Raw genomic sequence first — 26,973 nt, 5'->3', positions numbered from 1 at the left:
ATCAGTACTTCAATCGAAGATCCGTTTTTTTCAAAACCGCATTGTCAGAAACCTATAGGGAAGCTTGTGAGAACACGGCTTATCTTTCCGGATTAATCCAGAAACTTCCCGAAACCGATCCAAACACGGGAAGTCTGTTCGATTCTATTGACCGGGGGGCGCATGCTTAGATTGATTTAGTTGAGGTATTCGCCCTTTTATGGAAATTGGCAATCGCCTTAAGGTGTGTCATTCGCGCTCACAAGGGGGTGGACGCCGGGCCGCCAGTACCGGGTTCGCAGTATTCCCCTCGAAAATAGAACGTTATTTCTGCTAGCAAACGAAAAAAAGCGACCAAAATGGTCGCTTTTTTCTGAGTCAAGCCGTAGCCGGTGTAAATTTTCTGTGAGTTGCCCGTGAACGGCGCAGCTACACCTCCTGATTCGCCAGGTACAACCAGGTATCCACCGCAGTATCCGGGTTCAGGGATACGCTGTCGATACCCTCATCCATCAGCCACTGGGCGAAGTCTTTGTGATCGGATGGTCCCTGGCCACAGATGCCGACATATTTACCGGCTTTTTTACACGCCTGGATAGCGCGGGAAAGCAGCATTTTCACCGCTGGATCGCGTTCATCAAACAGCTCCGCCACCAGACCCGAGTCTCGATCCAGGCCGAGTGTGAGCTGGGTAAGGTCATTGGACCCGATTGAAAATCCGTCGAAGTACTGCAGGAAATCCTCGGCCAGCAGCGCGTTGGAAGGCAGCTCGCACATCATAATGACCTTGAGCCCGTTTTCTCCACGCTTGAGACCATTCTGCTCCAGCAGCTCAACCACCTGGCGGGCTTCGTCGGGTGTGCGTACAAACGGCACCATGATTTCTACATTGGTGAGCCCCATTTCATCGCGCACTTTTTTCAGGGCCTTACACTCCAGCGCAAAACACTGCCGGAAGTCCTTGGAGCGGTAACGCGCCGCGCCGCGGAACCCGAGCATCGGGTTTTCCTCGCTCGGCTCGTACATCTGCCCACCCAGCAGGTGTGCGTATTCATTCGACTTGAAGTCCGACAGACGTACGATGGTCCGGTTGGGCGCAAAGGCCGCAGCCAGGGTCGCAATCCCTTCCACCAGTTTCTCTACGATAAAATCTTCGGGCGAAGCGTAACCACCGATGCGGCCGCGGATGGTGCGCTGCAGATCCAGCGGCAGGCTATCCAGCTCCAGCAGCGCCTTTGGGTGGATACCGATCATCCGGTTCAGAATGAACTCCAGGCGTGCCAGGCCAACGCCCTGGTTCGGCAAATGACTGAACGCAAAAGCGCGATCCGGGTTGCCGACGTTGAGCATGATCTTGAACGGCAACTCCGGCATGTCCTGAACTTCGGTGAGAGAACGCTCGAAATCCAGCTCGCCGGCCATTACGAATCCGGCATCCCCTTCCGCACAGGTGACGGTAACCGGGGTGCCAGTGGTAAGTTTTTCGGTCGCATCACCACAGCCAACCACTGCCGGAATGCCCAGCTCGCGGGCGATGATCGCCGCGTGACAGGTACGTCCGCCGCGATTGGTCACAATCGCACTGGCTTTTTTCAGCACCGGCTCCCAGTCCGGGTCGGTCATATCGGTGACCAGGACCTCACCGTCCTGCATCTTCGCCATGTCTTCCACGCTGTCGAGCACCCGCACCTTGCCGGCGCCGATACGCTGACCGATGGCGCGGCCCTCGCACAGAACGTCGCTGCGCTCGTGCAGCTTGTAGCGCTCGATACTGGTACCAGTGTCGCGGGAGCGCACCGTTTCCGGACGCGCCTGGACGATGAACAGTTCGCCGGTATCACCGTCTTTCGCCCACTCAATGTCCATCGGACGCTGATAATGGGCCTCGATCTTGCGCGCCTGATTGGCGAGCTCGGTGAGTTCCTCGTCACTCAGCGCAAAGCGCTGGCGGTCTTCTTCTGCCACCGGCACTGTCTTGACCGAGCGGCCACATTCGCCGCCCTGGTCGTAGATCATTTTGATCGCTTTGCTACCGCGGTTGCGGCGCAAAATCGCCGGGCGTCCCGCTTCCAGCGCGGGCTTGTACAGATAAAACTCGTCCGGGTTGACCGCACCCTGCACCACGGTTTCGCCGAGACCATAGGCAGCGGTCACAAAAATCACATCGCGGAAGCCGCTTTCAGTGTCCAGGGTGAACATTACCCCGGACGCGCCGGTTTCACTGCGCACCATGTGCTGGATACCCGCCGAAAGGGCGACGCCAACATCCGCGTAGCCGGTGTGCACCCGGTAGGCAATGGCCCGGTCGTTGTAGAGCGACGCAAACACCTCTTTGACCGCCTGCAGTACGGTGTCGATGCCGCGGATATTCAGAAACGTCTCTTGCTGGCCCGCAAACGAGGCGTCGGGGAGGTCTTCGGCGGTAGCGGAGGAGCGCACCGCAACCGCGGTCTCACCGCCACCGAGCGCCTCGTAGCCGGCTCGAATCTCGGCTTCGAGCTGGCTCGGGAAAGGCGCATCCAGCAACCACTGACGGATCTCTTCGCCGGCCGCCGCCAGCGCGGTAACGTCGTCCACATCCAGGTCTTTCAAGCGATCGGCGATACGGGTATCAAGATCCGCACTGGCGAGAAATTCACGGAATGCGTCGGCAGTCGTGGCAAAGCCACCGGGGACACTGACACCAACGCCAGACAGGGAGGAAATCATTTCCCCCAGTGAAGCATTTTTCCCGCCGACCTTGTCGACGTCCGCCATGCCCAGCTTCGAAAATTCGAGAGTGTAAGTGGTCAATGGATTGCCCTCTGCAACTGCATTAGTGGCGGACGATTATAAGGAAGGGTTTTGTAAATAATACCCCGCAAAATTACGCAAAATTGGCCTATTTCTGTTGTAATTTTTCTACAAAACCTGGAATGACCACCATGCCGCCACGGGGCGCGCGCAACGAGGATCGAAGAGCATTCCGGGAAGGCCCTGGTTTGGGATACCATGCCCAAGCAACCGAGAGAGCAAACCATGGAAAAGCAGCAAGACGCCACGATGCCGGCCCACCCGCCCAGCAAAAAACGCACCGCATTTTTTATTTCCGATGGCACCGGGCTGACCGTGGAGGGCATTGGCCACAGCCTGCTGGCGCAATTTCGCGATCAACAGGTAGAACAGGTCACCCTGCCCTACGTGGATTCTGATGCACGCGTCAATCAAGTACTGCAGCGGATTGAGCATGCGGCTCAGGAATCCGGCCTACAACCGATCATCATCACGAGTATTGTCTCCGACCAGATTCGCAAAAGACTGCACGAGAGCTCCGCACTCATGCTGGATGTTTTTGAGAGCTACCTGGCGCCACTGGCCAACCTGTTCGGCACCGACCCCGCGCGCACCGTGGGCGTATCCCATGGCATCGCAGACAACCCACGTTACAGCGCCCGCATCGATGCCGTACATTTCGCCATGGATAACGACGACGGGCGCCGCACCCGTGAGTTTGAGAGCGCTGACATCATACTGGTCGGTGTGTCACGCTCCGGCAAAACCCCCACCTGCCTGTATCTGGCACTACAGTTCGGCTTGCGGGCCGCCAACTACCCCATTACCGAAGAGGACATGGACTCCACGGCGCTCCCCAAGATCTTGCGCCCCTTCCAGCACAAGCTGTTCGGCCTGACCATCGACCCCCGCCGACTCATGAGCATCCGTCAGGAGCGCCGCGCCAATAGCCGCTACGCATCCCCGGAGCAATGCGAGTTCGAAGTACGGCAGGTAGAGCAAATGCTGCGGCGCGCTCAAATTCCCTACCTGGATGCCACCGAGCTGTCGGTGGAAGAACTCGCCACGCGCCTGATGTCACAGGCGGGGATTGAGCGCAGAATCAGCTAAATTTTCTATACGTGTGCGTTTTGCAGTAAAGTAGCGCCGCCCGAGTGCGTGGGCTCACTGGCCCATACCATCTGGGCCGCGCCAAGGGCCTCAACCGGGCCTGAAGGTCCCTTTCACCTGGCAGCCGCCCGCTGCCGGTCGTGGTTGCAGTGCGGACAACCCGCACAGAGGTTTGGTTGACGTTTTGCAAATAATTTCTCTGCCTTATTCCCCCAATTCTGCCGTCGCGTATGCAGCGCTCGCGGATTTGCCCTGCCCGGTCTGGCTGGACTCCGGACAACCACGCGCCCGTGGCGGGCGCTTTGACATCCTCAGCGCAGACCCCATCAATAGCCTCTCCCTTGATGCGGCGGATCAAGCGCCCTTCGATGCACTCGACGACCTGCTGTGCGAACTGGCCCCGCAGGAAGTCGACCAGCAATTGCCCTTTTGCGGGGGCGCAATCGGCTATGCCGGTTACGAACTCGGGAGCCATGGAAATTTTCTTCCGCTGGATAATCGGGAGACGCCATTGCCTGCCGGCTTCTTTGGGCTGTATACCTGGGCGCTGATCGTCGACCACCAGCTGCAGGCCACACACCTGATTTTCCACCCCGCCAGCACGGAAATGCAGAAGCGTGACCTGCAGGCCCGCTTCCGCGCGCTGGACTGGAATACCGCACCCCGCACCGAACGTTTCGAGCTCACAGCGGGCTTCCGCCACGAATTCACACCGGACGAGTATCACGCGCGCATTCAGCGCATTCTCGATTACATCCGTGCCGGCGACATTTACCAGGCCAACTTTACCCAGCGCTTCTTTGCTGAGTACACCGGGTCGCCTCTGACAGCCTATCTGGCGCTTCGCGAGGCGGCGGCAGGGCCCTTCTCTGCATTCCTGTCACTCCCACAGGGGGAGGTTCTGAGCCTGTCGCCGGAGCGGTTTATCCTTGCGGATGGCACCTTTCTGCAAACAGAACCCATCAAGGGCACTGCACCGAGAAGCCCGGAGCCATCACAGGATCAGGCTCAGGCAAGCGCGCTGGCGGCCAGCCGCAAGGACCGCGCCGAGAACCTGATGATTGTCGACCTGTTGCGCAATGATTTCGGGAAAATCTGCCAGCGCGGCAGCGTGCGGGTTCCCAATCTGTTTGAGCTTCAGAGCTTTGCCAACGTACATCACCTGGTAAGCACCATCACCGGCCAAATTCCCGAAGACCTGCAATTTGCGCAGGTCTTGGAGGCCACCTTCCCCGGAGGTTCCATTACCGGCGCACCCAAGCGACGCGCCATGCAAATTATCCGCGAGCTGGAGCGCAGCCCCCGCGGCATCTATTGCGGTAGTATCGGCTATATCAGCAGCTGTGGGCGCGCCGACACCAACATCGCCATACGCTCGCTGACCGCGAGCAAGGGCCGCATTACCTGTGCCGCGGGCGGCGGCATTGTGGCGGATTCTGATCCTGCGGCTGAGCACCGCGAATGCCTCGATAAAGTACGCGTGCTGCTGGATACACTGGAACAGCAATTTTCCTGAGTCGCCAAAGGCCCGGCCGTGTGCAGGAGGAGACGCGGGGTTATAGTGCTATTTCCCAACGGTATTTCCACCGCAGCCACCACTCTGCTAGATTGCGCGCCAACCATAATTCCAGTACCGCCTGCATTACCTGCGGGCGAGCAACACAAGGCGTTGTCTCATGCGAATCACTCTGGTCAAAAAGGTGCTGGCAGACGGCTCACTGTGCGCCAAGTGCAACGATGTCCTGGAAAAGCTCCGGGAAAACGATCAGGAAAAATTCCTCACCGAAACACTGGTCGCCGACGAACGGGACCCACAGAGCGCCGGCATGCAGCTGGCACAGCGCCTGAATGTGCAGCGAGCACCATTTTTTGTGGTGGAGAAGGAAGGTCAGGAACCTGAGGTGTACACCGTGTACTTCAAATTTGTAAAAGAAGTGCTGAATACGCTGCACTAGCCTGATGCTGCCAAGCACTGAATGGACCGCACAACAAAGCAAAAAGCCCGGCAAACGCCGGGCTTTTTGCTTCTGACTACATGCAACAGAACGTCAATAAACGGGAAGATCGATATGGGAGAACAGCTCGTCCACTTCTGCCCGGGATGACGCCTGCGCAGCCTGGTCCACCAGCTCGCGGGTCAGGTGTGGCGCAAACTGCTGGATAAATTCGTACATGAATCCGCGCAGGAAAATGCCCTTGCGGAAACCAATCTTGGTCACACTGCTTTCAAATAGCTCGCTCGCATCCAACGCCACCAGGTCGTTATCTTCATCCTCGACCGCTGCCATATCCGCCACAATGCCAATTCCGAGCCCCAGGCGCACATAGGTTTTGATGACATCCGCATCGGCTGCGGTGAAAACGACTTTGGGTGACAAGCCTTTTTCCAGGAATGCCTCGTCGAGCTTGGAGCGGCCGGTAAAACCGAACACATAGGTAACGATGGGATACTTGGCAACGTCTTCCAGTGTCAGCTTGGAAAGCTGGGCCAGCTCATGGCCCTTGGGTACAAGGATGCAGCGGTTCCAGCGGTATACGGGCATCATCACCAGGTCGCTGAACAACTCCAGCGCCTCGGTGGCAATCGCGAAGTCCGCGGTGCCGTCTGCCGCCATTTCCGAGATCTGCATGGGCGTTCCCTGATGCATATGCAGGGAGACTTCCGGGTAGCGGGCGATGAACCCCTTGATGACGGTGGGAAGCGCATAACGCGCCTGGGTGTGCGTAGTGGCGATGGCGAGGCTGCCGCGCTTGTCGTTACTGAACTCCTGCGCAACCTGCTTGATGTTCTCCACCTTGCGCATGATTTCGCCGGCGGTTTTAAGGATTGCCTCCCCTGCCGGCGTCACCCGGGTGAGATGTTTACCACTGCGGGCAAAGATCTCCACACCCAGCTCATCCTCGAGCAAACGAATCTGCTTGCTGATCCCCGGCTGCGAGGTGAACAGGCTCTGCGCCGTCGCCGAGACGTTGAGGTCATGGTGGGCTACCTCCCAGATATAACGCAACTGCTGCAGCTTCATAATCTCTCCCTGTCGACGGCTGGCAATGGTTGAACAAACAGCGAAACGCCTACTTATACGCCAGCAATTAGTTATAAACCTAGACGAGTTTATGCGGGAAAAGCATAGCAGCGAAATGACCAGCGGGCCAACATCTGGCTATAAAGGAGAGGTAAAAACGAAAAAAATGTTACTAAAAGTGGCCAACGAGAAAGCTTGCTGCGCCAACCAGCGCCATCCGGCGAATGACTATTCTTCTACGTTCGCTATTCCGTGGGGTACGTGCCCCGTTGCCACATGCTCTGCAGCAGAAGCACAGTGATTTGGCTGGTCATCGAAAAACACGTCGGCGCCAAACGCGCGCAGGAACTCGCCCTTCGGCAGCCCGCCGAGAAAGATGGATTCATCGATACGGATATTCCACGCCCGCAGGGTGCGGATGACCCGCTCGTGGGCCGGCGCAGAGCGTGCGGTAACCAGCGCGGTTCTGATGGGGCAATCGTCTGCGTTGAACTCCGCCTGCAGCTGTTGCAGGGCCTCAAGGAATCCCTTGAAGGGGCCACCCTGCAGGGGCTGCTTGGCGGAGGCGCGCTCCGCGGTGGTAAACGCGGCCAGCCCTTCCCGCTTGAAAATTTGCTCAGCTTCGTCCGAAAAGAGTACCGCATCGCCATCGAAGGCAAAGCGCAGGACTTCGTCACCACGCTGGCGGGCACCGCCCGGAATCAGCGTCGCCGCGGCAATCCCCTGCTCCAGTGCCCGTCGAACATCACTGCCATCGGTCGAGAGAAACAGATGGCAACCAAAAGGCGCAATATAGCGGTACGGACTACCGCCATTGCAAAACGCCGCACGGCTGATATTCAGCCCGTAGTACTCGATGGAATTGAAGACCCGCAGGCCAGTATCGGCACTGTTGCGGGAAAGAAGGATCACCTCGACCCGCGGTGCACCGCCCAGGCGCTCGTTAATTTGTAGGAATTTTTCCACCAGCGAGAAGGCCTCGCCTTTGGGCAACACGTCGTTCTCGCGCTCGACCTGGTACGCGGAAAATGCCTCTACCCCCTGCTCCTCGTACACCTGATGGCTTTCCCGCAGGTCAAACAGCGCACGCGAGGAAATCGCGATGATCAGTCGGTTACTGGCAGGTGGCAGGCGGTTGTCACTCATAGTCATTTCCGCGCTTAAGGCGCCTCTACGTCCTCCAGGCCGGAGGGTTGCACATCGTTGCGGTGCGGCTCGAGGAGCACCAGCAACATATTGAGCAGGTCGGCACGTGTGCGCCCTGAACGCACGCCCTGCTGATTGACCACCACGAGGAGCATCGCGTGGCAGGTTTCCAGGGTTGCCCGCGCCAGGCGGTTGGTCTCATTGGGCGGCGTGGTGAAGCCCAGGCGACGGAACATGTCCACCAGGTGATTAATGACCAGCTCGTCGTGACGCTCATCCAGTTCGTGTAATTCAGGAATCCCCCACATGGCCTGAACCAGTGGCAGCAAGCCCCGCTGCTCGCGATAAACCGACACCCAGCGTTCCAGCAGCTCGTCGAGAAAATCTTTCAGGCTCAACTGCTCAAGGTCACTCGCGGCTAGGTCATCCAGGCGCTCGGTGAGGCTCGCAAGCCACTGCTCACCCATCGCATAAAGGATCGCGTGCTTGTTGGGAAAGTAGTGATATACCGAGCCGACGGAAACACCGAGTTCCTTGGCAATGAGGATTGTGGTCAGGTCGTTGAGGCCCACCTGCTCCAGCAGGCGGCCAGTGGTATCCAGTATCTGGCGGGCCCGTTCCCGGGCGCGCGCCTGCACAGGCTCCCGTCGCGGAGCAAGCTGACTTTTTCGGCGGTTCTGTTCTGCACTCGACACGTGGTCATCCTTTTAGTCCGAGCGTCATTTTTAACATAAATGGACCGCCCGCTCATTAACAAAAAGGCCGGCTATAAAAGCCGGCCTTTTTGCTCATCCTGTGAGATGAAAGGAAAGGATCAGAAGCGGTAATCCAGATTGACCCCTACTACACGACCGCGCGATGGATCGGTTTTGGTGGCCGGAAGGTTGTACAGCGCATCTGCGTAACCCCAGTGGTAGTACTCTTCGCCGGTCACGTTCTCGGCGTAGATACCTGCGGTCCAGCTGTCTTCCGGAGAAGTCAGGGCAACGCGCAGGTTCACCACATTGCGGGCGTCCAGTTTAACCGCCTCGGTGTTTTCCAGTTCGGACCACTGCTCACCGGTATAGGTGTATTCACCAGAGTAAGACAGTTCACCAAAGCTGGTGTTCTGGGTGTACGTCAGTACGGTGGCAGAGGAGAACTTCGGAGAGAAGGCCATCTCGTTACCGTTACAGCTGTCACACAGCTCTTCTGGAGCGCCATTGAACTCTGTATCCAGCAGCGCCGCACCGAAGTACAGGTCCAGGTTGTCGGTAATCAGCCAGCGCGCGTCCACTTCCAGGCCGCGGCCTTCGGATTCGCCCACGTTGCGGGTGATCGCCGCTGCACCTACCCAGAATGCCTGCTGCATGTCTTCGTAGGTGTACTGGAACGCGGCGGCGTTCAGGGCCAGACGGTTGTCCAGCAGTCGGGCTTTCACACCCAGCTCGTAGGACAGCACGGTTTCTTCGTCGAACTTGCTGGGCTCAGCGTTGCTGGCGTTGACCTCGTAACCCTGCTCCCACAGCCAGTCAGCCTGGCTCTCGTAGGTGTCGCCGTAAGCCGGATCGGTAATGTTGTAGGACAGGTAGTCGAAACCACCGGACTTGTAGCCGGTCGCAACGCTGGCGTAGGTGGTCAGTTCGTCACTGAGCACGTGGGTCAGGGTTGCGCGCCCAGACACATTGCTCCAGGTGTTGTCGCCGGTGATACCGTCTTCATCGGTATACATGGCCTGGTAGTTCCAGCCACCCGTCCAGGTTTCCGGCCACGGAGAAACTACGTGGTAGGTCTTCTGGTCTTCGGTGTAGCGCACACCCAGGCCCAGAGTAGTGGCTTCGGTGATGTCAAAGGTGGTGTTGGCGAACACACCCCAGCCCTTGTAGTCGCCGAGGGTGTCAGCGGCTTCGATGGACAGCTTGTCAGTGGCGTATTCCCACGGCTCACCTTCGAAGCCGAAGGCTTCGTCGAGCACGTCCTGCGGCAGAGCATCACAGGTTACAAAGCTGTCGAGGCCCTCTTCCCACTCATCCGCGTAGATACCGTCACAGATGAAGTCTTCGTTATCGATACCGGCAAAATCCGCGTTCAGCTCTTCCTGGTAGTAAGACGCACCCAGGACATAGTTGAACGGGCCGCTGCTGTTGGAAGCGATGCGGAATTCCTGGCTGAAGAAATCACCGGTCTGCTCGCGGGTGTAGGTGTCGATCGGCTGCGGAGTGCCATCGAAGTCTTCGCGGTAGGAATACTTGTGGGACTTGTAGCCGGTAATGGAGGTCAGGGTGTTGCCACCGGCGAACTCGTGCTCCACGGTCAGAACAACGTCAGCGATTTCGGACTGATCGAGGCCTTCCTCGTCGTTGTACACCTCGTCGTAGGCGCCTTCCGGAATGTCGTAGTTGTAACCGGCATCGTTGTCGAAGGCGCGGTAAATAGTGCCGTCGCTCTCGCGATCTTCGTACTGTGCCAACAGGGTAACGGTGGTGGCTTCAGACACGTCGTACACCGCGGTAATACGCGCGGCGTTCAGCTCGCTGGCGCCCAGGTCGCGTCCGGTGGTGAGGTTCTTGACGTGACCGTCCTCAGAGAAGTGCTTACCGGCAATACGCACGGAGAAATCTTCACTGACCGGAACATCCACACCGCCTTCAAGTTCGGTGCGGCCGTACTGGCCGGCGCCGACGGAGATGTCACCGGCAAATACTTCACCTGGCTTCTTGGAGACCATGGAGATGGCACCGGAGGCGGTGTTGCGGCCGAACAGGGTGCCCTGCGGGCCCTTGATCACTTCCACGCGCTCCAGATCGTACATGCTCGGGGTGGCACCGGTGCGGCTCTGGTAGACGCCGTCCAGGAAAATACCCAGGGCCGGGTCACTGCCGCTGCCGAAGCTGTTGTTGTTCACACCGCGCACTGACACGGAGTCGAAGTAGGAGTCGTTGGTCTCACCAGACACACCCGGGGTCAGCGCAAACAGGTCCTTGAAGTCACTCAAGTTGCTGTTCTTGACCGTATCGCCGGTGAACGCGGTGACCGCCGCAGGTACGTCTTTCAGTGACTCGGCACGCATCTGCGCGGTAACCGTCACCTCTTCAATCTGGTCTGCCGCCAGCGCTACGCTACTGACAGCCATTACGGCCGCGCCAATAGTTGTAGCGAGCAGGTTCTTTTTAGCCACAAATGGCTGGTCTGATAGCGTCATCGTTACTCCCCGTGGGTTATTTTTATCGGGTTGCTGCCCATTCATTACCACTCAGGACGGACCCGGGATTAAAGCGACCGATCTGTTATCCCACAAACCGAACAATTATTCAATTTCCAACATCAATAAAAATCGCAAACTGTGCAAGCCGTTGATTTTTATGACACTCACTAGTGGCCCAGCTTGTCCTTCAAGCTGTAATAGAGCATTCCCGCTACCAGCCCAGGCCAACGCAGCAGTGTTCCCCCGGGGAAACTGCGCGTTGGAATGCGCGACAATATATCAAACCTTTCTTCGGTGCCTGCAACCACTTCCGAAATAATTTTGCCGGCAAAGGTTGCCGTGGGCACCCCGTGTCCGGAGTAGCCCTGGCTGTAATACACATTGGGCTCCAGGCGACCAATGCTCGGCATTCGGTTCAGGGTGATCGCCAGCGTCCCGCCCCATCCATAATCGATGCGGGTGTCGGCCAACTGCGGATAGACTTCCAGCATGTATTTGCGCACGAAAGCGCGAATATCCTGAGGGAAACGGGAGGTGTAGTTCTCTCCCCCGCCGAAAACCAGCCGGTTGTCACCGGACAGTTTCCAATAGTTGATCACAAACAGCGTGTCTTGAAGCGCGTAATCGTTCGCTATCAATTCCCGTGCCAGCTCCTCCGGCAAGGGTTCGGTGGCCAACACGAAGTTGTTGATCGGCATAATGCGACCGGCCATCCGCGGCTCCAGGTTACCCAGGTAACCGTTGCAGGCGAGCACGACGTTGCGCGCACGCACTTTGCCCTTTGCCGTGTTGACTATGCAGGGACTACCACCGCTATAGTTGGTGACCCGGCTGTGTTCATAGAACTGCACTCCGGCACTGGCTGCTGCCCGGGCCAGGCCCAGCGCATAATTGAGCGGGTGAAGGTGCAGCGAGCCGTCATCGATCTGCCCACCGGAGAAGCGCTCGGACCCGACCAGTGATCGCACCTCGTCCTTGTCGGCATAGCGTATCTGGTCATAGCCATAGCGGGTATTGAGCAGCTCAACCTCCTCCTGTAACCCTCGGTCGTGGCTGGGCTTTGCCGCTAGATGCATGATGCCCCGCTTCAGGTCGCACTGGATGTCGTGCTTTCCGATAAGGTCCTCCACCAGCTGCACCGCCTCGACACTCATTTCCCACAGGGACTTGGCCACGTCCAGACCCAGCATCTTTTCCAGGTCTTCCTGTCCCTTGCGCTGCCCGACCCCCACGTGGCCGCCATTGCGCCCGGAAGCTCCCCAGCCAATACGCTCGGCCTCCAGCACCACCACCTTGTAACCGCGCTCGGCGAGGTGCAGTGCCGAGGACAAGCCGGTGTAGCCCGCACCAATAATGCACACATCGGCCTCAACCTCCCCCGTCAGCGCCTCATATAGGGGCGATTCCGTTGCGCTTGCCGCGTAATAAGAATCAGTGTGGCCGAGCAGCTTGGTGACTGTTCCGCTCTCAGACATGGACGTTCTCCAAAACAAACCGGTAAAAAACCAGGGCGGCCGTTTGTTTTCAGGCCGATCCCCGGTGCCATGATTCTGCCTTCAAAGTAAAAACCGAAGCATAATTCAATTTTTCTTGAATGATAATTCGGTTTTTTGCCATAATCAAAGCCCGCGGGACGAAAACCTTCAGTTTCTCGCCCTGCGCCCACCATCAACCGGTCTCTAGGTTGTTTAGGCGGGATATATACTAATAACCCCATCCGGGGCAAAGGCCTTCTATAAACAAGGTGTACCATGGATAAGATTACCCAGTGGCTCGCAGAACATTCCATTTCTGAGGTCGAGTGCCTGGTACCGGACATGTCCGGAAACGCACGGGGCAAATTTACCCCTACCGATAAATTTCTAACGGAAGACAGTCGCCTGCCCGAGAGTATTCTGGTGCAGACGGTTACCGGCGACTACGTCGACGAACACAATGAGCTGGTCGACCCCGCAGATACCGACATGCTGCTGGTGCCCGACCCGGACTCCATTCGCCTGAACCCCTGGGCCAATGAGCCCACGGCCCAGATCATTCACGACTGTTATACCCGCGATGGCAAGCCCCACCCCATCAGCACCAGGAACATCCTGAAGTTCGTATTGGATAAATACGCCGAGCAGGGCTGGCAGCCTGTGGTTGCTCCGGAAGTCGAGTTCTACCTGATCAAACGGAATCTGGACCCGGACGAAAAGCTATCGGCACCCGTCGGTCGCTCCGGTCGCACCGAGAAAACACGTCAGTCATACAGTATCGATGCGGCCAACGAATACGAATCAATCATCGAAGACATGTACGACTTCTGTGAAGCACAGGGCCTGGATGTAGACACATTGATCCACGAGTCCGGCACTGCCCAGATGGAAATCAACTTCCTGCACGGGGACCCGCTGAAGCTTGCGGACCAGGTATTTACCTTCAAGCGTACGGTACGGGAGACCGCCCTGCGCCACGGTATATATGCCACGTTCATGGCAAAGCCCATGGAAGATGAACCGGGCAGCGCCCTGCACTTGCACCAGAGCATTATCGACACCAAGACCGGAAAAAATGTCTTCGTTGATGACGACGGCAAAGAAAACGAGCGCTTCCTGCACTTTATCGGCGGCATGCAGAAATACACACCGGGCTTCATTACCTTTTTCGCGCCCAATGTGAATTCCTATCGGCGCTTTACCCCGGAAATGGCCGCACCCACCAGCCTGCACTGGGGTTACGACAACCGCACAACCGGGCTGCGGGTTCCCGACAGTTCACCCCAGGCGAAGCGACTGGAGAACCGTTTCCCGGGCGCCGACTGCAACCCGTACCTGGCCATCGCCACTTCACTGGCCTGCGGCTATCTCGGCATGATGAACAAAGTCATGCCCAGTGAGCCCTATACCGGTGACTGCTCTTCCGAACCCATCACGCTGCCGCGTACACAGGAGCACGCCCTGAGCCTGCTGGCCGAGTGTCCGGAGGCGGTTGAGATGTTTGGCGATACCTTCGTGCGCGCCTGGGCCGCAATCAAGCGCGACGAGTATGAGGAGTTCAACCGGGTGATCAGTTCTTGGGAAAGAGAGTACTTGCTGCTTAACGTGTAATGCACTGGTCCGACAGGCAATAAAAAAACCCGGCTACTGCCGGGTTTTTTATTTGGACGGATAAGCGCTATTTACGATGCTCGGGGTCTTTCCAGTAGTCCTTCACGGTGTCTTTCATTTCCCGCGCCAGAATCGAGATACCGAACAGGTTGGGTAGTGTCATCAGGACAATCGCCACCGCTGACAGATTCCAGATGATCGTTGTGTCTTCAATGGCCGCCCAGAAGAACGCCACCACATACACCAGACGGTAGGGCATGACCGCCTTGGGACCGAACAGGTAAATCATCGAGCGGTCTCCGTAATACGACCAGGCAATGGCCGTGGAGAATGCAAACAACAAAATACCCAGCGTCACGATATAACTACCGTACTCGCCGAAGAAGCCTTTCTGGAAGGCACGGTTGGTCAACGCCACCGAGTGCAACAGTGAGTTACCCCACACCTCGACATTGGGATTTACCAGCCGGCCATCGTTCACGTTCAGTACACCGGAGTAGTTGTCTTCCCCAACGCGGAACTCCACCCCTTCTGCCACCGAGCGGGAGTTGATCAGCGTGAACTCGTTATTGTTCAGCGGCTGACCGTCGGCCACCACGATCGTCCCGGTATAGGTTTTCACGTCACTGTCGAGCCCACTGAGGAAGCCGAACAGCTGCTTCACGTGTGCCTCGTCTTTATCCGTATAGGTCCCGGCCAGCACACGCATGTCCGCGCGCTCAAAACGGTTCATGTGCTTTTCTGTCCACACACCAGACGACAGGATCACAAGACCGGTAAGGGTACAGATGATCAGGGTGTCGATGAAAGGCTCCAGCAGGGAAACCATACCCTCGGACACCGGCTCGTCCGCACGCGCCGCGGCGTGCGCAATCGGTGCAGAACCCTGCCCCGCCTCGTTCGAAAACAGCCCGCGGTTTACACCCCGGTTAAACGCGTAAGCAAAGCTTGCCCCCAGGAATCCGCCAACGGCAGCACTTCCGTTGAAGGCACCGGCGAATACGGCAGAAAAGGAAGGAATGATGTTTTCGTAGTTATAAAGGATAACCGCCAGCGCACCTATAATGTACAGCACCGCCATTACCGGAACGATGGTCGATGTGACTTTCGCGATGCGAGTGATGCCGCCAATGATGACAAGGCCGAGCAAGACAGCCAGAACACCACCGGTAAGCATTTTACTCAGGCCGAATGTGTCGTGCATGGCTTGCGCAATATTGTTCACCTGTGGAAGGCTGCCGGTACCAAAAGAGCAGATAACCGTGGCGATGGCAAACGTTACCGCAAGCCACTTCATGTTCAGGCGCCGCTCCATGTAGAACATGGGGCCACCCGCATAGAAGCCATCGGCTGCTTTAATCCGGTATTTGTGCGAGAGGGTTACCTCGACAAACTTGGTGGTCATACCAAGAAAAGCAGTGACCCACATCCAGAAGAGTGCCGCCGGCCCCCCCAGGAAAATGGCGAGGCCTACCCCACCGATATTACCGGTACCTACGGTGCCGGAAAGCGCAGTGGCCAGCGCCTGGAAGTGTGACGTGTCACCGGGATCGCTCGGCTTGTCATACTTGCCTCGCACAATTTTGATCGCGTGACCGAAATAGCGTACCTGCGGAAACCCAAGGTACAGGGTAAAGAAGAAACCTACCCCCAACAGCACCCATGGAAACCAGGCCGCCGAGCCCAGCATCCCGTCCAGGGACAACAACAACTGATTGAATGATTCCAAACCAACCCCCACTGCCTATTATTTTTGATTAAATTACCACCAGAATGGCGTAGTCGCAGTTACACCCGCGCCGCCGTGCCAGCCAGTTTTTCACTCGCGTGCAGGCATCCATTGAGATAGCGGGCGCCACTCAGTGCCGCGCAGATTAGCAGCTTCATCCCTGTGAGAACAGTAATCCGCCAATTATCAGCAGCATAGTCCTTATTTCTGCCACGCTTTGAACAATTCACTATTAATTTTGCCAAAAAAGGCAATTCTGTCGCAAAACCTATCGCGCATTTCCTCCCCGCCCCGCTCTCCATAAAACGAGGCTGCCTGCGGGGCCGGTTTACGCGCGGGCACTAGGACCAGCTGTTGCGAAAACCACTGCGCTGGGGAAACACACCAAACTGCCCACCCGTGTGTACAAACACCAGGTTTTCGCAGTGGGCGAATTGTCCGCGCTTGATATCCTGCAACATTCCGTAAAAGGCTTTTCCGGTATACACCGGATCCAGCAATATTCCTTCCAGTTGTGCAGCAAGTGCAATGGTCTCGTAGATTTCTTCCGTCGCAATCGCATAGCCGGGGCCAATATAATCATCAACCACGTGTATGCGACTTTCGTCAAAGGTAAAGGAGTGCGGATAGCGGCTCTGCCAGTCTCGAACATCTTCCGCCACTTTGCTCACAAAATAGGCGGCATCATCACACACCGCATAACCAACAACTTCCGCCGCGCTCTCTAGTAATTGACATCCCAAGGTAAGCCCGCCCTGGGTACCACCACTGCCACTGGCACACACGATACGCTCTGGCCGAAACCCCGCAGCATCGCAATCCTCGAGCAACTCCTCCGTGGCCAGCAGATAACCCCAGATTCCCAGTCCATCACTGCCACCGGTAGGGATGCACAGTGCGCGATCGCCCTGCTGCTGGTAATGCTCTGACCAATATTCAAACAACTGTGAAAGATTATTCAGATACTCCCGCAGTGGGTAGCGCGACACCCTGGCTCCGGCCAGATAGTCCACCAGGAGATTCCCATCGGGCACCGCATCCGCCTCGGGCTTGCCAGCGGTTTCCTTGCGCAAGATCAAGTGCGCCTGTAGTCCGGCCTTGGCCGCCGCCAGTGCCGTCGCACGGCAATGGTTCGACTGCTCGCCGCCACAGGTAATCAATGTGTTGCAGCCGCGGGCACGGGCCTCTGCGAGGATAAACTCAAGCTTCCGCAGCTTGTTGCCAGACATGGCACTCTCGGTGAGATCATCCCGCTTGATCCAGATCTTGGGGCCACCGTAAGGCACAGAATAGTGCGCAGTGATGTTATCCAATGGCTGTAGCGGTGTGGGAAGTTGCGCTAACCGCACACGCGCTGGATATTGAATCTTCACTCTGCCTCCCGATTGCCCCGCCATGGGGTCAGCTATTCTCTCAACAAAAAACCCGGCAATTGCCGGGTTTCGCGTCTGGTCGCACCTGCCTGTTCAGGCAAGCCGCCAGCTGCACAACCAGTAAACCACGCACCGCGGGTTCGCACTGATGCAGAATCAAATGTTCTTGATGGTGCCTTTGGGCAAGACAGCGTGTACAGCAACCTTCTGGAACTTAAGCTTCATGTTGTCAGCCACTTCCAGGATCAGGTAGTCGTCGTCTACTTTTTCTACACGGCCCAGCATACCGCTGGTCATTACCACTTCATCACCCTTTTTCAGGCCGCCCACCAGTTCCTGGTGCTCTTTCTGACGCTTGCGCTGCGGACGAATAATAAACAGCCACATGAATACAAACAGGCCACCAAACATCAACAGGGTAATCAGCGGGTTGCCCTGAGGAGCCGGGGCAGCCTCTTGCGCCATTGCAGCAGGAATAAAGAAATCCATGATCTAAACCTCGATAGAGTCAACAAAAAATTCTGTGGCCAACTCTAACGGCTTTGTCAGGATGAGGCAATCCAGAGCACCGGTGTTAACCGGAACTCTGGATTACGTGATGCGAGGGGTGTTGTGAAGACTTCTTAGTAACGCTGGCGAACCTGCCGCCGGTAGCCCGTTGGGGACATGCCGGTCCAGCGCTTGAACGCACTGGTGAAGCTGGTTCTGTCAGAGAAGTCGAGAATGCGGGAAATGCCATCTACGCTCAACGCAGTATCTTTCAAAAAGTGTACCGCGTGACGGAAACGCACGTGATCGCGTAATGAGGCAAAGCTCAGGTTATGTTCCTGCAACCGGCGCTGCAGGGTACGAGTCGACATACTGAGATCAGATGCCACCGGGCGAATTGCCAGAGATGCCTTTCCAATCCGTTGTTCCAGCACATCAATGACGCGAGCGGCGATACCGAAGCTGGTTGCTTCCGGTGGCGCCAGCAGCTGGTCGAGAATGTTCGGATCTCCGGACAGTCTTGCCTGCTGCAGGGGTTTGTCTTCTGAGAGCGAAGCCGGGTCTGGCTGAATATGGTTCATTGAGCTGCTCCTTGATGGGTTCCTTGAGCCGCGGTTATTGTTCTACGCCCGCTTCCTGCGAGTCCCTATTTACCACTGCCAGCAATACCATGCGTGCACGTTACTACTGACTACTACCTGAGTGCGGGGGCGCACCTGAAAACAGGCATCGAAGCCTACCCAGATTGAGTGTTTTATGTACTACTTCCTCGCACCACACCCAATCGCTCTGGGCCAAACGGTTGAGCGGCGCTCCTTTACACAAGCCAGTATAGACCATATCGGGATAATGCAAGGGACGACAACAAAATTTTTTTAAGCCTCGTACAAAAAGAGATCGCCGCCAGCTCGGCATTTATGCCCATCCTGCCAATACTGTCACGGGGCGCGACTTTTCTCTTAAGACCTTCCACCTCCGTGTGGTCAAAAACACGCCACTGGTCATGGCACTGCGGGCGAACCCGGGCCGAACCGACACAGTCCAGAAAAACGAACGGCTTTACACCAGGTGTTCATCCAACCAGTTCAGCAGGTCTTCGTGGTGGGTCTTGGTTTTGAATTTGTCCATAACATGCTGCAGGCGCCCCTCTTTATCGACAATAAAGGTGGTACGGATCAGCCCCATGTATTCTTTGCCCATGAATTTTTTAAGGCCCCAACAACCGTATTTATCGGCTACCTTGTGATCCTCATCGGCCAAAAGGTCAAAGTTGAGCGCATGCTTCTCCATGAACTTTTGCAGTTTGGCTTCCGGGTCCGGGCTCAAACCAAATACGACGGTATCGCGCTTGGCGAGTTCATCGGCAATATCTCGAATGCCACACGCCTGTGTAGTACAACCGGGCGTCAGCGCTTTGGGATAAAAGTACAGCACAACATTTTTCTCGCCCCGGAAATCCTTCAGGGCCACCTTCTCACCGTTCTGGTTATTGAGCGTAAATACCGGTGCCAGGTTGCCGATTTTAGGATGCGCCATGGTCTCTCCCCTGCTAAGAATTCAGCGTTCTGATTAAAGCGTGTTAATGAAAAGGCTCGCTTCAACCAAAGCCGAAGCGAGCCCCGCACATTATATCCAATTGATGTGCAACCGCAGCAGCGCATTGCGACGGATATTTTCAACCGGCGGATCAGAAATCCCGGTCAAAAATCCTGAAGTGTAAAACTCTGCTCCTTGCGCGCGCGCAGACCACAATGGCCAAGCTTTTCCACCAGCGCCGCCTTTTCCGCATCGGTGAGAAATTCACCGACTTCCAGGCAACCTTCAGGCCCCGCGAACGTCACGCTCGACGGCTCTGTCGGGGTCGGGCCCATACGCACCAATACCGAAAGGCTATCTCGGTCAAATTCTGTATGGTAAACCGGTCGTTTGAGGCTGCCTCGGCTCGTGTCCAGCACTACGCGCTCGTCGCTGATCTGGATCACTTCGCGGCGAGTGCCTTCCATGTACACGTACCCGAACAACACGCCGAGCAGCAGCACCTCAAGCCCGGCAAAGGGGATGACCATCCACGCACCGGCCAGTGCAAACGCCACGCTGATGCCGAGCGATACCGCGACAAGGGAAATGAACACCCACAGATTCCCGGCCATCGACAGGGATTGATTGGGTGCGAGGAGGATACAGGCCCGGCGCCCGCGCGCGCCGCCAACTTCTTTGACCATGAGTACTTCATCCATCACTGTGATGTTTTTAGTGTAGGACAGCACTTCACGGAACCAAGCGTCACGGTTTTATGCGGTTTGTGGCCCCCAGACCCTGTCCCGCCTCCGGCGGTGTTCAGCTACAATCAGAGGCGAATTGCGTACTCACCGGTCACAACAGCCCCGCCGTTGCACCGCTCCTGGGACTGGATTTTCCCGCGCACAGGGGGCAAGATGCCGGCGTTCATTGACGTACGCGACCACAAGCCGCGTTTACGACCTGCATAAATAGCCGCGTGTAAGTACCCAGGCCACCCAACGGGCGCCCTGGGGAAGGCCACACCAGCAAACGCGAACAACAAGAGCACCATCATGCACGTTGAATCCATTGATACCCTCCTCAAGTCCAGCCAGCGCGAGGGCGAGACCGCCCGCGTCCAGGGCTGGATTCGTACCCGTCGCGATTCCAAGGCGGGCCTGTCGTTCCTCGCCGTTCACGACGGCAGCTGCTTTGACCCGATTCAGGTGGTGGTGGAGTCGTCCATCAATAACTACCAGTCGGAAATATTGCGCCTGACTACCGGCTGCGCGGTGGATATCGAGGGCACCATCAAGCCTTCCGAGGGCAAGGGGCAGGCCATTGAACTGCTCGCCAGCAGTGTCACTGTAGTGGGATGGGTCGAGGACCCCGACACTTACCCCATGTCCCCCAAGCGCCACACCATGGAGCATCTGCGCGAGCATGCCCATCTGCGCCCGCGCACCAATGTCAGTGGTGCCGTGGCACGTGTGCGCAACTGCATCGCCCAGGCCGTCCACCGCTTCTTCCACGAGCGCGGCTTCAACTACGTGCATACCCCAATCATCACTGCTTCCGACTGTGAGGGCGCCGGTGAAATGTTCCGCGTCAGCACCCTGGATCAGGCCAACCTGCCCCTGACGGACAAGGGTGAAGTGGACTACAGCGAAGACTTCTTCGGCGAAGAGACCTTCCTGACCGTGTCCGGCCAGCTCAACGTGGAAAGCTATTGCCTGGCACTGTCCAAGGTGTACACCTTTGGTCCCACCTTCCGTGCAGAAAACTCCAATACCACGCGCCACCTGGCAGAGTTCTGGATGGTGGAGCCGGAGATCGCCTTCGCCGACCTGGCGGATTGCGCCAACCTGGCGGAAGAAATGCTGAAGTATGTATTCCGCGCGGTGCTTGAGGAGCGCCCGGATGACATGGCGTTCTTCGCTCAGCGCATCGACAAAGAAGCCATCAGCCGCCTGGAAAACATCATCGACAACGACTTCGCGCGCATCAATTACTGCGAAGCCATCGAGATTCTGGAGAACTGCAAAGAGAAATTCGAATTCCCGGTATCCTGGGGCATCGACCTGGCCTCGGAGCACGAGCGCTACCTGGCGGAGAAGCACTTCAAGAAGCCCGTGATCGTGCTCAACTACCCGAAGGACATCAAGGCGTTCTACATGCGCATGAACGACGACGGCAAGACCGTGGCAGCAATGGATGTACTGGCACCGGGCATTGGCGAAATCATTGGTGGATCCCAGCGTGAAGAGCGCCTCGACAAGCTGGATGCGCGCATGGACGAAATGGATATCCCCAAAGAGCACCTTGACTGGTACCGCGACCTGCGTCGCTACGGCACCGTGCCTCACGGTGGATTCGGTCTCGGGTTCGACCGCATCGTGTCTTACGTCACCGGCATGGGCAACATCCGCGATGTGATCCCCTTCCCGCGCACACCGCGCAATGTGAGGTTCTGAGGTTCGGTTGTTGGTGGATGCGCTGCGCTTATCCACCCTACGCGCAACGGGCAACCACATACCCGTAGGGTAGATAAGCCGAAGGCGCATCCACCAGATACAACCGACCCAAAATGCAAAAAACCCGCACCTGAAACCAGATGCGGGTTTTTTTGGCTTTTAACTTATTAAAAAGTAAAAAGCTTATGGCAGCAGGTGCGCAACCGCGTCGCGCTCTTCGGCCAGCTCAGTCTCGGTCGCCGTCATCTTCTCGCGAGAGAAATCATTGATGTCGACGCCCTGAACGATTTGCCAGTCGCCGTTCTTGCACACAACCGGGAAGGAGTAGATCAGACCTTTCTGGATGCCGTAAGAGCCGTCGCTGTAGACGCCCATGCTGGTCCAGTCGCCTTCGGCGGAACCCAGCGCCCAGTCACGCATGTGATCGATGGCCGCATTGGCAGCAGACGCCGCAGAAGAAGCACCACGAGCCTTGATGATGGCCGCGCCGCGCTGCTGAACGGTCGGGATGAAGTCGCTCTCGTACCACTCCTGCTCGACTTTGCCCATGGCATCTTCACCATTGACCTTGGCCTGGTGCAGGTCCGGGTACTGGGTCGCCGAGTGGTTGCCCCAGATGGTCATGTGGGTGATGTCATTTACGGTAGAACCAGTCTTGTTCGCCAGCTGGGTCAGCGCGCGATTGTGGTCCAGGCGGGTCATGGCGGTGAAGTTACGCGGATCCAGGTCCGGCGCATTGCGCTGGGCGATCAGCGCGTTGGTGTTGGCGGGGTTGCCGACAACCAGCACCTTGACGTTGCGCGCAGCAACATCGTTCAGGGCTTTACCCTGAGCGGAGAAAATAGCCGCATTGGCTTCCAGCAGGTCTTTACGCTCCATGCCCGGGCCACGCGGACGCGCGCCAACCAGCAGGGCGTATTCGGCGTCTTTGAAGGCAACGGTCGCGTCGTCGCTCTGCACGATTCCTGCCAGCAGCGGGAAGGCACAGTCTTCGAGCTCCATGGCAACGCCCTTCAGCGCTTCCAGTGCGGGAGTGATTTCCAGCAGCTGAAGAATAACTGGTTGATCCTTGCCCAGCATTTCGCCGGAAGCGATGCGGAACAGCAGCGAGTAGCTGATCTGACCGGCAGCGCCGGTAACTGCAACACGAACAGGTGCTTTCACGATGTATCTCCGTTGTTTTCAGGCGCCCGCATTATAGGGCCTGACAAATTAATTTCATTATCCTTTGGTCGCAAGTTGTCAGGCCAAATCTTTCTGCGGACCCGGATAACGCTGTTTCAGCGCTGAATAGAGCTGACTGCTGAAATTTTCTTCTGCACTGTCTAAAGATTCGGCAATCTCCGCCAGGTGCTCATTGTCTTCCCTGCCCGCCCACAGCTTCTCGTAAGTTCCCTCTTTGTAACCGTGATCCTGGCGGAACCGGTTAAGTACATTCTTGCCCACATAGCGGCGATACAAATCCTCAAACGGCATTGCGCAATCGGCCAGCAGTTGTGCAAAGCCCACCAGATCAAATTGCTTACTGGAGAGGGTATTCAGCGTGAAGGCTTCCAGATTCTCGCGGAAGTCACCGGCAACCGGTTGCTCGGCAGAGAGTTGCTGCTGCATCTTCTCGGCAACGGCCTCCGGGCTGCCCTGTTGAAGCTCGAGACTCAGCCCAAAGTGCCAGATGTCCACCAGCTCCAGTTTGACCTGCTCCATCTCAGGCTGTTGCTTTTTCCACCACTTCCAGCCGTAGTGATCCAGTAGCTCTGCACTTTCGACCCAGATCGCCCGATACCACGCAAAATTCTGCTCCCGCCAGCGATCATTCACCAGCGTATTGATCTCGTCCTGCAGCGCCAGCATGGTCTGCAATTGCTGTTGCAACATAAATACTTCCTGATTAAGCCGCGCCTTTTCAGGCGGCGCGGGGAAAGAGTCGGAAAAAGTTCTCGGTAGTGGCCGCAGCAAGCTCCTCATAGGAAATGCCACGCTGCTCGGCAATAAACTCGGCCACCTCGCGCACGTAGGCGGGAATGTTTGGCTTGCCCCGATACGGCACCGGCGCCAGGTAGGGCGAGTCGGTTTCCACGAGTAACCGATCCAGAGGCACCTGCCTGGCTACCTCGCGCAGCTCTTCTGCATTCTTGAAGGTAACGATGCCCGACAGGGAAATGTAGTAATTCAGATCCAGGGCGGCCTTCGCCATATCCCAGCTTTCGGTAAAACAGTGCAGTACACCCGCATGCTCCCGGCTACCGTGTTCGCGAATCAGGTCAATGGTATCTTGGCGCGCATCCCGGGTATGCACAATCACCGGCAACGACACCTCCGCAGCGGCCTGCAGGTGCGCGATGAAGCTCTGCTGCTGCACCTCTTTGGTCTCGGTACTGTAATAGTAATCCAGCCCGGTCTCCCCCAGTGCCACCACATGCGGGCGAGAGGCAAGCGACTTCAACTTTTCGACATCCGCCAGCCCGGAGTCCACATCCAGTGGGTGCACGCCCACAGAGCAGACCACATCGTCATACCGCGCCGCGATATCGACCACATCGTCCACATTGTCGAGGCTGATACCGACACAGAGGAACTTGCCCACGCCACGACTGCGCGCGAGCGCCAGCACGTCGTCCAGGTCGCCGTCAAATTTATCCAGTTTGAGCCTGTCGAGGTGACAGTGAGAATCTACCAGCATGATACTTTTTCAGTTGGTGTTCGGTTCAGTTGGTATTCGGCCTGTTGGTCCGGGCCACGAGGGCGCGAATAAAACGGCCAGAAAATGAACGAGGGGAATTATACAGACACACCGCCCGGCGTGCGCGGTTCGACACCAGGCTTTATGGGGCGCCACCGCCCCAAAGGGCGCGGATTACAGGGTGTGCGTCGGTCGACTGGATTCCAGGGAGCCGGCAAGCAGTGTTTCTATTTTGCTTTGCGCGGTGTTTTCCTTGTCACTGAATTGGATGCCGATACCCGGTGTTCGGTTGCCCTGGGCGCCACCCGGGGTAATCCATACTACTTTTCCGGCCACCGGTAGTTTTTCTGGTTCATCCATCAGGCTCAACAGCAGGAAAACCTCATCGCCGAGGCTATAACTTTTGTCGGTATTAATGAACAGGCCACCATTTTTGACGAATGGCATATAGGCCGCATACAACACGGATTTGTCCTGAATCTTCAGTGACAGGATACCGTTGCGGGCACCGCCCCCCATACCTTTCATAACTAACCCCGTTTAGAAAACATCCGTTCTTTATTCTGGTTCAGCACTGTCGTTTTCATGCAAAGCCAGCATCCCGAAAAGAGCGCAACCTCACCGCTCACCCCGTCGGCTAACTTACCCGCCAATGCACAGCCTGTCTAGCGAGATGCTAGCACAGCACCCTGTAAGCGATACTAGCGAAAAAGCCCAGCCCAACGGATCAACAACTCTTCCATCAGCAGGCGCTTGTTCGGGTTTCCACTACCCGAGAGCAATCCTCGGGCCTTCAGAAGATGGTCGTAGAAGGCAAACAGGGGACGCTGACTCTCCGGCCCGGCGCCCGGCAATCGCTGCAGCAAGGCCATCACCGGCGCATCCGCCGCCTGATCGGTGCTACGTACTCTCAACATCTGACCGATCCAGCTCTGCCAGAATTGCAGGAGCAGATTGAGGTCGGCCCCCTCCCCCGGTGACTCCCAGCGTGCAGCGAGGGTGACCGGGTTTTCATCGCCGCGTGTGAGCGCTGTTATATCGGCGAGAAACTGATCACGCACTTCCTTGGCCTCCGGCTCCATCAGCCTCGCGGCCAACAAAGGCGCCCCTCCGGCAAGTGTCAGCGCGCTACTGGCAAGCTCCCCCTCTACTCCGCTATCACTCAACCAGCGCAACGCAGACTGTTGCGGGGGCACCGGGAACGCGATGGTCTGGCAGCGGCTGCGAATCGTGGGCAGCAGACCGGAGGGGTTATCGGTGACGAGCAGGAAAATCACTGAAGCGGAGGGCTCTTCCAGGTTTTTTAGCAGCGCGTTCGCCGCATTGATATTCATCGACTCGGCGGGCGCCAGCCACACCACGCGCGCCCCTTCCCGTGCACTCGTGCGGCCGACGAACTCCCCCAGCTCGCGGATCTGCTCAACCTTGAGCGGCCCCTGCGCTTTCTCCGGCACCACTCGAATGAAGTCAGGATGAGAACCGGCGATACGCAGCTGGCAGCCACGGCACTCGCCACAGGCCAGCCCGTGCCGTGGTTGATCGCACAACAGCAAGGCGGCAAAGGCATCGGCAAACCGCCGTTTGCCCAGTCCAGGCTGGCCGCTCACTAGCAATGCATGCGGGCAACGTCCTGCCGTCCACTGGGCGCCAAGGCGCTGCCATTGCGCCGCCTGCCACGGCAGCGGCGACGGTATCGCAACTGGCGTCACGGGCTGGACTTCCGGTTTAGCGGATGCTTTGCTCATTGGTTGCTCGCAATGGTTTCCAGCTCACGCGCCAGCTGAGCCTGCACACCTGCCAGAGGCTGTGCAGCATCTATCACCGCGTAGCGCTCGGGAGCGACATCCGCGCGCGCCCGGTAAGCCGCGCGCACCTTGCGAAAAAATGCCGCCTGCTCACTTTCAAAACGGTCCGCGGCGCCCGTGGAGGCCGCGCGCTGCAGGCCGATCTCAGGGTCGAGATCGAGCAGGAGAACCCGGTCCGGACGCAGTGCGCCCTGCACGGTTTGCTCCAGCTGTGCAATCAGCGCACGATCGAGCCCGCGGCCTCCCCCCTGATATGCGTAAGTGGCATCGGTAAAACGGTCACACACCACCCACTTGCCGGCGGCGAGTGCAGGCTTGATGACGGTGTTTAAATGTTGCGCACGCGCAGCAAACACCATCAAGAGTTCTGCGGTGGGATCGACGGCCTCCTCTCGCTTTTCCAGCAATAGCGTTCGCAACTGCTCCGCGAGGGGTGTCCCCCCGGGCTCCCGCGTCTGCACGTAATCGATGCCGCGATGTTCCAGCCAACCGGTGATAAATTGGAGGTTGGTCGACTTGCCGACCCCCTCTCCCCCCTCAAGGGTAATAAACTTGCCTGAAGATTGTTGTGACATGAATTCTCTGCTGACTCGGAGCTGCGCCCAGTACCTTGATTGCCAATA

At 57.4% G+C, this 26,973-nt stretch carries 23 protein-coding genes; 5 read left to right on the top strand and 18 right to left on the bottom strand.

Features of this window, described 5'->3' with window-relative positions:
- Positions 1 to 408: 408 nt before the first annotated feature.
- Entirely contained in the window at positions 409 to 2,772 is a 2,364-nt protein-coding gene (ppsA, locus tag JF535_RS11650) for a phosphoenolpyruvate synthase (RefSeq protein ID WP_207002277.1), read from the bottom strand.
- A gap of 225 nt (positions 2,773 to 2,997) precedes the next feature.
- Between ppsA and ppsR the strand changes: the two genes are divergently transcribed.
- The 3 genes from ppsR to JF535_RS11635 all read left to right on the top strand — a co-directional run bounded on the left by ppsR (position 2,998) and on the right by JF535_RS11635 (position 5,816).
- Positions 2,998 to 3,861: a posphoenolpyruvate synthetase regulatory kinase/phosphorylase PpsR gene (gene ppsR, locus JF535_RS11645; RefSeq protein WP_242523804.1), complete on the top strand. Its 864-nt coding sequence runs from the start codon at positions 2,998 to 3,000 to the stop codon at positions 3,859 to 3,861.
- 184 nt (positions 3,862 to 4,045) lie between these two features.
- Entirely contained in the window at positions 4,046 to 5,377 is a 1,332-nt protein-coding gene (pabB, locus tag JF535_RS11640; RefSeq protein WP_242523803.1) for an aminodeoxychorismate synthase component I, read from the top strand.
- 160 nt (positions 5,378 to 5,537) lie between these two features.
- The gene (locus JF535_RS11635) at positions 5,538 to 5,816 is read left to right on the top strand and encodes a hypothetical protein (RefSeq protein ID WP_207002273.1); all 279 of its coding nucleotides are present in this window, start codon (positions 5,538 to 5,540) and stop codon (positions 5,814 to 5,816) included.
- Positions 5,817 to 5,909: 93 nt separating this feature from the next.
- Here JF535_RS11635 and cysB read toward each other — a convergent pair whose 3' ends face one another.
- The 5 genes from cysB to JF535_RS11610 all read right to left on the bottom strand — a co-directional run bounded on the left by cysB (position 5,910) and on the right by JF535_RS11610 (position 12,689).
- On the bottom strand, positions 5,910 to 6,884 hold the full coding sequence (gene cysB, locus JF535_RS11630) for an HTH-type transcriptional regulator CysB (RefSeq protein ID WP_207002271.1): 975 nt from the start codon (positions 6,882 to 6,884) through the stop codon (positions 5,910 to 5,912).
- 228 nt (positions 6,885 to 7,112) lie between these two features.
- The gene (locus tag JF535_RS11625) at positions 7,113 to 8,030 is read right to left on the bottom strand and encodes a 5'-nucleotidase (protein ID WP_207002260.1); all 918 of its coding nucleotides are present in this window, start codon (positions 8,028 to 8,030) and stop codon (positions 7,113 to 7,115) included.
- A 14-nt stretch (positions 8,031 to 8,044) separates the two neighbouring features.
- A complete protein-coding gene (locus tag JF535_RS11620) occupies positions 8,045 to 8,725 on the bottom strand; it encodes a TetR family transcriptional regulator (protein WP_207002258.1) in 681 nt (226 codons plus the stop codon).
- A gap of 119 nt (positions 8,726 to 8,844) precedes the next feature.
- A complete protein-coding gene (locus JF535_RS11615) occupies positions 8,845 to 11,211 on the bottom strand; it encodes a TonB-dependent receptor (RefSeq protein ID WP_207002256.1) in 2,367 nt (788 codons plus the stop codon).
- A 170-nt stretch (positions 11,212 to 11,381) separates the two neighbouring features.
- Complete coding sequence (locus JF535_RS11610; RefSeq protein WP_207002254.1) at positions 11,382 to 12,689, bottom strand: NAD(P)/FAD-dependent oxidoreductase; 1,308 nt, start codon at positions 12,687 to 12,689, stop codon at positions 11,382 to 11,384.
- Positions 12,690 to 12,965: 276 nt separating this feature from the next.
- On the opposite strand from JF535_RS11610, the gene JF535_RS11605 reads away from it, so the two are divergent.
- Positions 12,966 to 14,300, top strand: coding sequence for a glutamine synthetase family protein (locus tag JF535_RS11605; protein WP_207002252.1), 1,335 nt, complete (start codon positions 12,966 to 12,968; stop codon positions 14,298 to 14,300).
- 67 nt (positions 14,301 to 14,367) lie between these two features.
- Here JF535_RS11605 and JF535_RS11600 read toward each other — a convergent pair whose 3' ends face one another.
- The 6 genes from JF535_RS11600 to JF535_RS11575 all read right to left on the bottom strand — a co-directional run bounded on the left by JF535_RS11600 (position 14,368) and on the right by JF535_RS11575 (position 20,158).
- Positions 14,368 to 16,029, bottom strand: coding sequence for an alanine/glycine:cation symporter family protein (locus tag JF535_RS11600; protein ID WP_242523802.1), 1,662 nt, complete (start codon positions 16,027 to 16,029; stop codon positions 14,368 to 14,370).
- Between the two features lie 341 nt (positions 16,030 to 16,370).
- Entirely contained in the window at positions 16,371 to 17,426 is a 1,056-nt protein-coding gene (locus tag JF535_RS11595; protein ID WP_207002249.1) for a D-cysteine desulfhydrase family protein, read from the bottom strand.
- 132 nt (positions 17,427 to 17,558) lie between these two features.
- Entirely contained in the window at positions 17,559 to 17,891 is a 333-nt protein-coding gene (gene yajC, locus JF535_RS11590) for a preprotein translocase subunit YajC (protein ID WP_207002247.1), read from the bottom strand.
- A 134-nt stretch (positions 17,892 to 18,025) separates the two neighbouring features.
- Positions 18,026 to 18,472, bottom strand: coding sequence for a helix-turn-helix domain-containing protein (locus JF535_RS11585; RefSeq protein ID WP_066964560.1), 447 nt, complete (start codon positions 18,470 to 18,472; stop codon positions 18,026 to 18,028).
- A 478-nt stretch (positions 18,473 to 18,950) separates the two neighbouring features.
- A complete protein-coding gene (gene bcp / locus JF535_RS11580; RefSeq protein WP_207002245.1) occupies positions 18,951 to 19,427 on the bottom strand; it encodes a thioredoxin-dependent thiol peroxidase in 477 nt (158 codons plus the stop codon).
- 164 nt (positions 19,428 to 19,591) lie between these two features.
- A complete protein-coding gene (locus tag JF535_RS11575; protein WP_340674170.1) occupies positions 19,592 to 20,158 on the bottom strand; it encodes a DUF2244 domain-containing protein in 567 nt (188 codons plus the stop codon).
- Positions 20,159 to 20,464: 306 nt separating this feature from the next.
- Between JF535_RS11575 and asnS the strand changes: the two genes are divergently transcribed.
- Entirely contained in the window at positions 20,465 to 21,865 is a 1,401-nt protein-coding gene (gene asnS, locus JF535_RS11570) for an asparagine--tRNA ligase (protein WP_153039208.1), read from the top strand.
- Positions 21,866 to 22,048: 183 nt separating this feature from the next.
- On the opposite strand, the gene JF535_RS11565 is transcribed toward asnS, so the two are convergent.
- The 6 genes from JF535_RS11565 to tmk form a co-directional block, all read right to left on the bottom strand.
- Positions 22,049 to 23,029, bottom strand: a complete 981-nt coding sequence (locus JF535_RS11565; protein ID WP_207002243.1) for a malate dehydrogenase — start codon at positions 23,027 to 23,029, stop codon at positions 22,049 to 22,051.
- A gap of 78 nt (positions 23,030 to 23,107) precedes the next feature.
- Entirely contained in the window at positions 23,108 to 23,740 is a 633-nt protein-coding gene (locus tag JF535_RS11560; protein ID WP_193754325.1) for a dUTP diphosphatase, read from the bottom strand.
- A 28-nt stretch (positions 23,741 to 23,768) separates the two neighbouring features.
- Entirely contained in the window at positions 23,769 to 24,545 is a 777-nt protein-coding gene (locus JF535_RS11555; protein ID WP_207002241.1) for a TatD family hydrolase, read from the bottom strand.
- A 174-nt stretch (positions 24,546 to 24,719) separates the two neighbouring features.
- On the bottom strand, positions 24,720 to 25,073 hold the full coding sequence (locus JF535_RS11550; protein WP_181253231.1) for a PilZ domain-containing protein: 354 nt from the start codon (positions 25,071 to 25,073) through the stop codon (positions 24,720 to 24,722).
- 173 nt (positions 25,074 to 25,246) lie between these two features.
- Entirely contained in the window at positions 25,247 to 26,290 is a 1,044-nt protein-coding gene (locus JF535_RS11545; protein ID WP_207002239.1) for a DNA polymerase III subunit delta', read from the bottom strand.
- The gene (tmk, locus tag JF535_RS11540) at positions 26,287 to 26,925 is read right to left on the bottom strand and encodes a dTMP kinase (protein ID WP_207002237.1); all 639 of its coding nucleotides are present in this window, start codon (positions 26,923 to 26,925) and stop codon (positions 26,287 to 26,289) included. The genes JF535_RS11545 and tmk overlap by 4 nt, the downstream gene beginning before the upstream one ends.
- Positions 26,926 to 26,973: the final 48 nt, after the last annotated feature.

This window comes from Microbulbifer salipaludis (assembly GCF_017303155.1).
Taxonomy (GTDB): Bacteria; Pseudomonadota; Gammaproteobacteria; order Pseudomonadales; family Cellvibrionaceae; genus Microbulbifer; species Microbulbifer salipaludis.
The sequence above is the reverse complement of the archived record's forward strand: the minus strand, read 5'-3'. Positions and strand labels throughout refer to the sequence as shown.

What these genes read in the sequence shown, in the direction of transcription:
- JF535_RS11625 (WP_207002260.1), bottom strand. Translation starts at nt 8,030, where the DNA reads ATGAGTGACAACCGCCTGCCACCTGCCAGTAACCGACTGATCATCGCG.
- bcp (WP_207002245.1), bottom strand. Translation starts at nt 19,427, where the DNA reads ATGGCGCATCCTAAAATCGGCAACCTGGCACCGGTATTTACGCTCAAT.
- ppsR (WP_242523804.1), top strand. Translation starts at nt 2,998, where the DNA reads ATGGAAAAGCAGCAAGACGCCACGATGCCGGCCCACCCGCCCAGCAAA.
- JF535_RS11605 (WP_207002252.1), top strand. Translation starts at nt 12,966, where the DNA reads ATGGATAAGATTACCCAGTGGCTCGCAGAACATTCCATTTCTGAGGTC.
- JF535_RS11550 (WP_181253231.1), bottom strand. Translation starts at nt 25,073, where the DNA reads ATGAAAGGTATGGGGGGCGGTGCCCGCAACGGTATCCTGTCACTGAAG.
- yajC (WP_207002247.1), bottom strand. Translation starts at nt 17,891, where the DNA reads ATGGATTTCTTTATTCCTGCTGCAATGGCGCAAGAGGCTGCCCCGGCT.
- JF535_RS11545 (WP_207002239.1), bottom strand. Translation starts at nt 26,290, where the DNA reads ATGAGCAAAGCATCCGCTAAACCGGAAGTCCAGCCCGTGACGCCAGTT.
- JF535_RS11585 (WP_066964560.1), bottom strand. Translation starts at nt 18,472, where the DNA reads ATGAACCATATTCAGCCAGACCCGGCTTCGCTCTCAGAAGACAAACCC.
- tmk (WP_207002237.1), bottom strand. Translation starts at nt 26,925, where the DNA reads ATGTCACAACAATCTTCAGGCAAGTTTATTACCCTTGAGGGGGGAGAG.
- JF535_RS11560 (WP_193754325.1), bottom strand. Translation starts at nt 23,740, where the DNA reads ATGTTGCAACAGCAATTGCAGACCATGCTGGCGCTGCAGGACGAGATC.
- JF535_RS11635 (WP_207002273.1), top strand. Translation starts at nt 5,538, where the DNA reads ATGCGAATCACTCTGGTCAAAAAGGTGCTGGCAGACGGCTCACTGTGC.
- cysB (WP_207002271.1), bottom strand. Translation starts at nt 6,884, where the DNA reads ATGAAGCTGCAGCAGTTGCGTTATATCTGGGAGGTAGCCCACCATGAC.
- JF535_RS11610 (WP_207002254.1), bottom strand. Translation starts at nt 12,689, where the DNA reads ATGTCTGAGAGCGGAACAGTCACCAAGCTGCTCGGCCACACTGATTCT.
- JF535_RS11615 (WP_207002256.1), bottom strand. Translation starts at nt 11,211, where the DNA reads ATGACGCTATCAGACCAGCCATTTGTGGCTAAAAAGAACCTGCTCGCT.
- JF535_RS11595 (WP_207002249.1), bottom strand. Translation starts at nt 17,426, where the DNA reads ATGGCGGGGCAATCGGGAGGCAGAGTGAAGATTCAATATCCAGCGCGT.
- asnS (WP_153039208.1), top strand. Translation starts at nt 20,465, where the DNA reads ATGCACGTTGAATCCATTGATACCCTCCTCAAGTCCAGCCAGCGCGAG.
- JF535_RS11555 (WP_207002241.1), bottom strand. Translation starts at nt 24,545, where the DNA reads ATGCTGGTAGATTCTCACTGTCACCTCGACAGGCTCAAACTGGATAAA.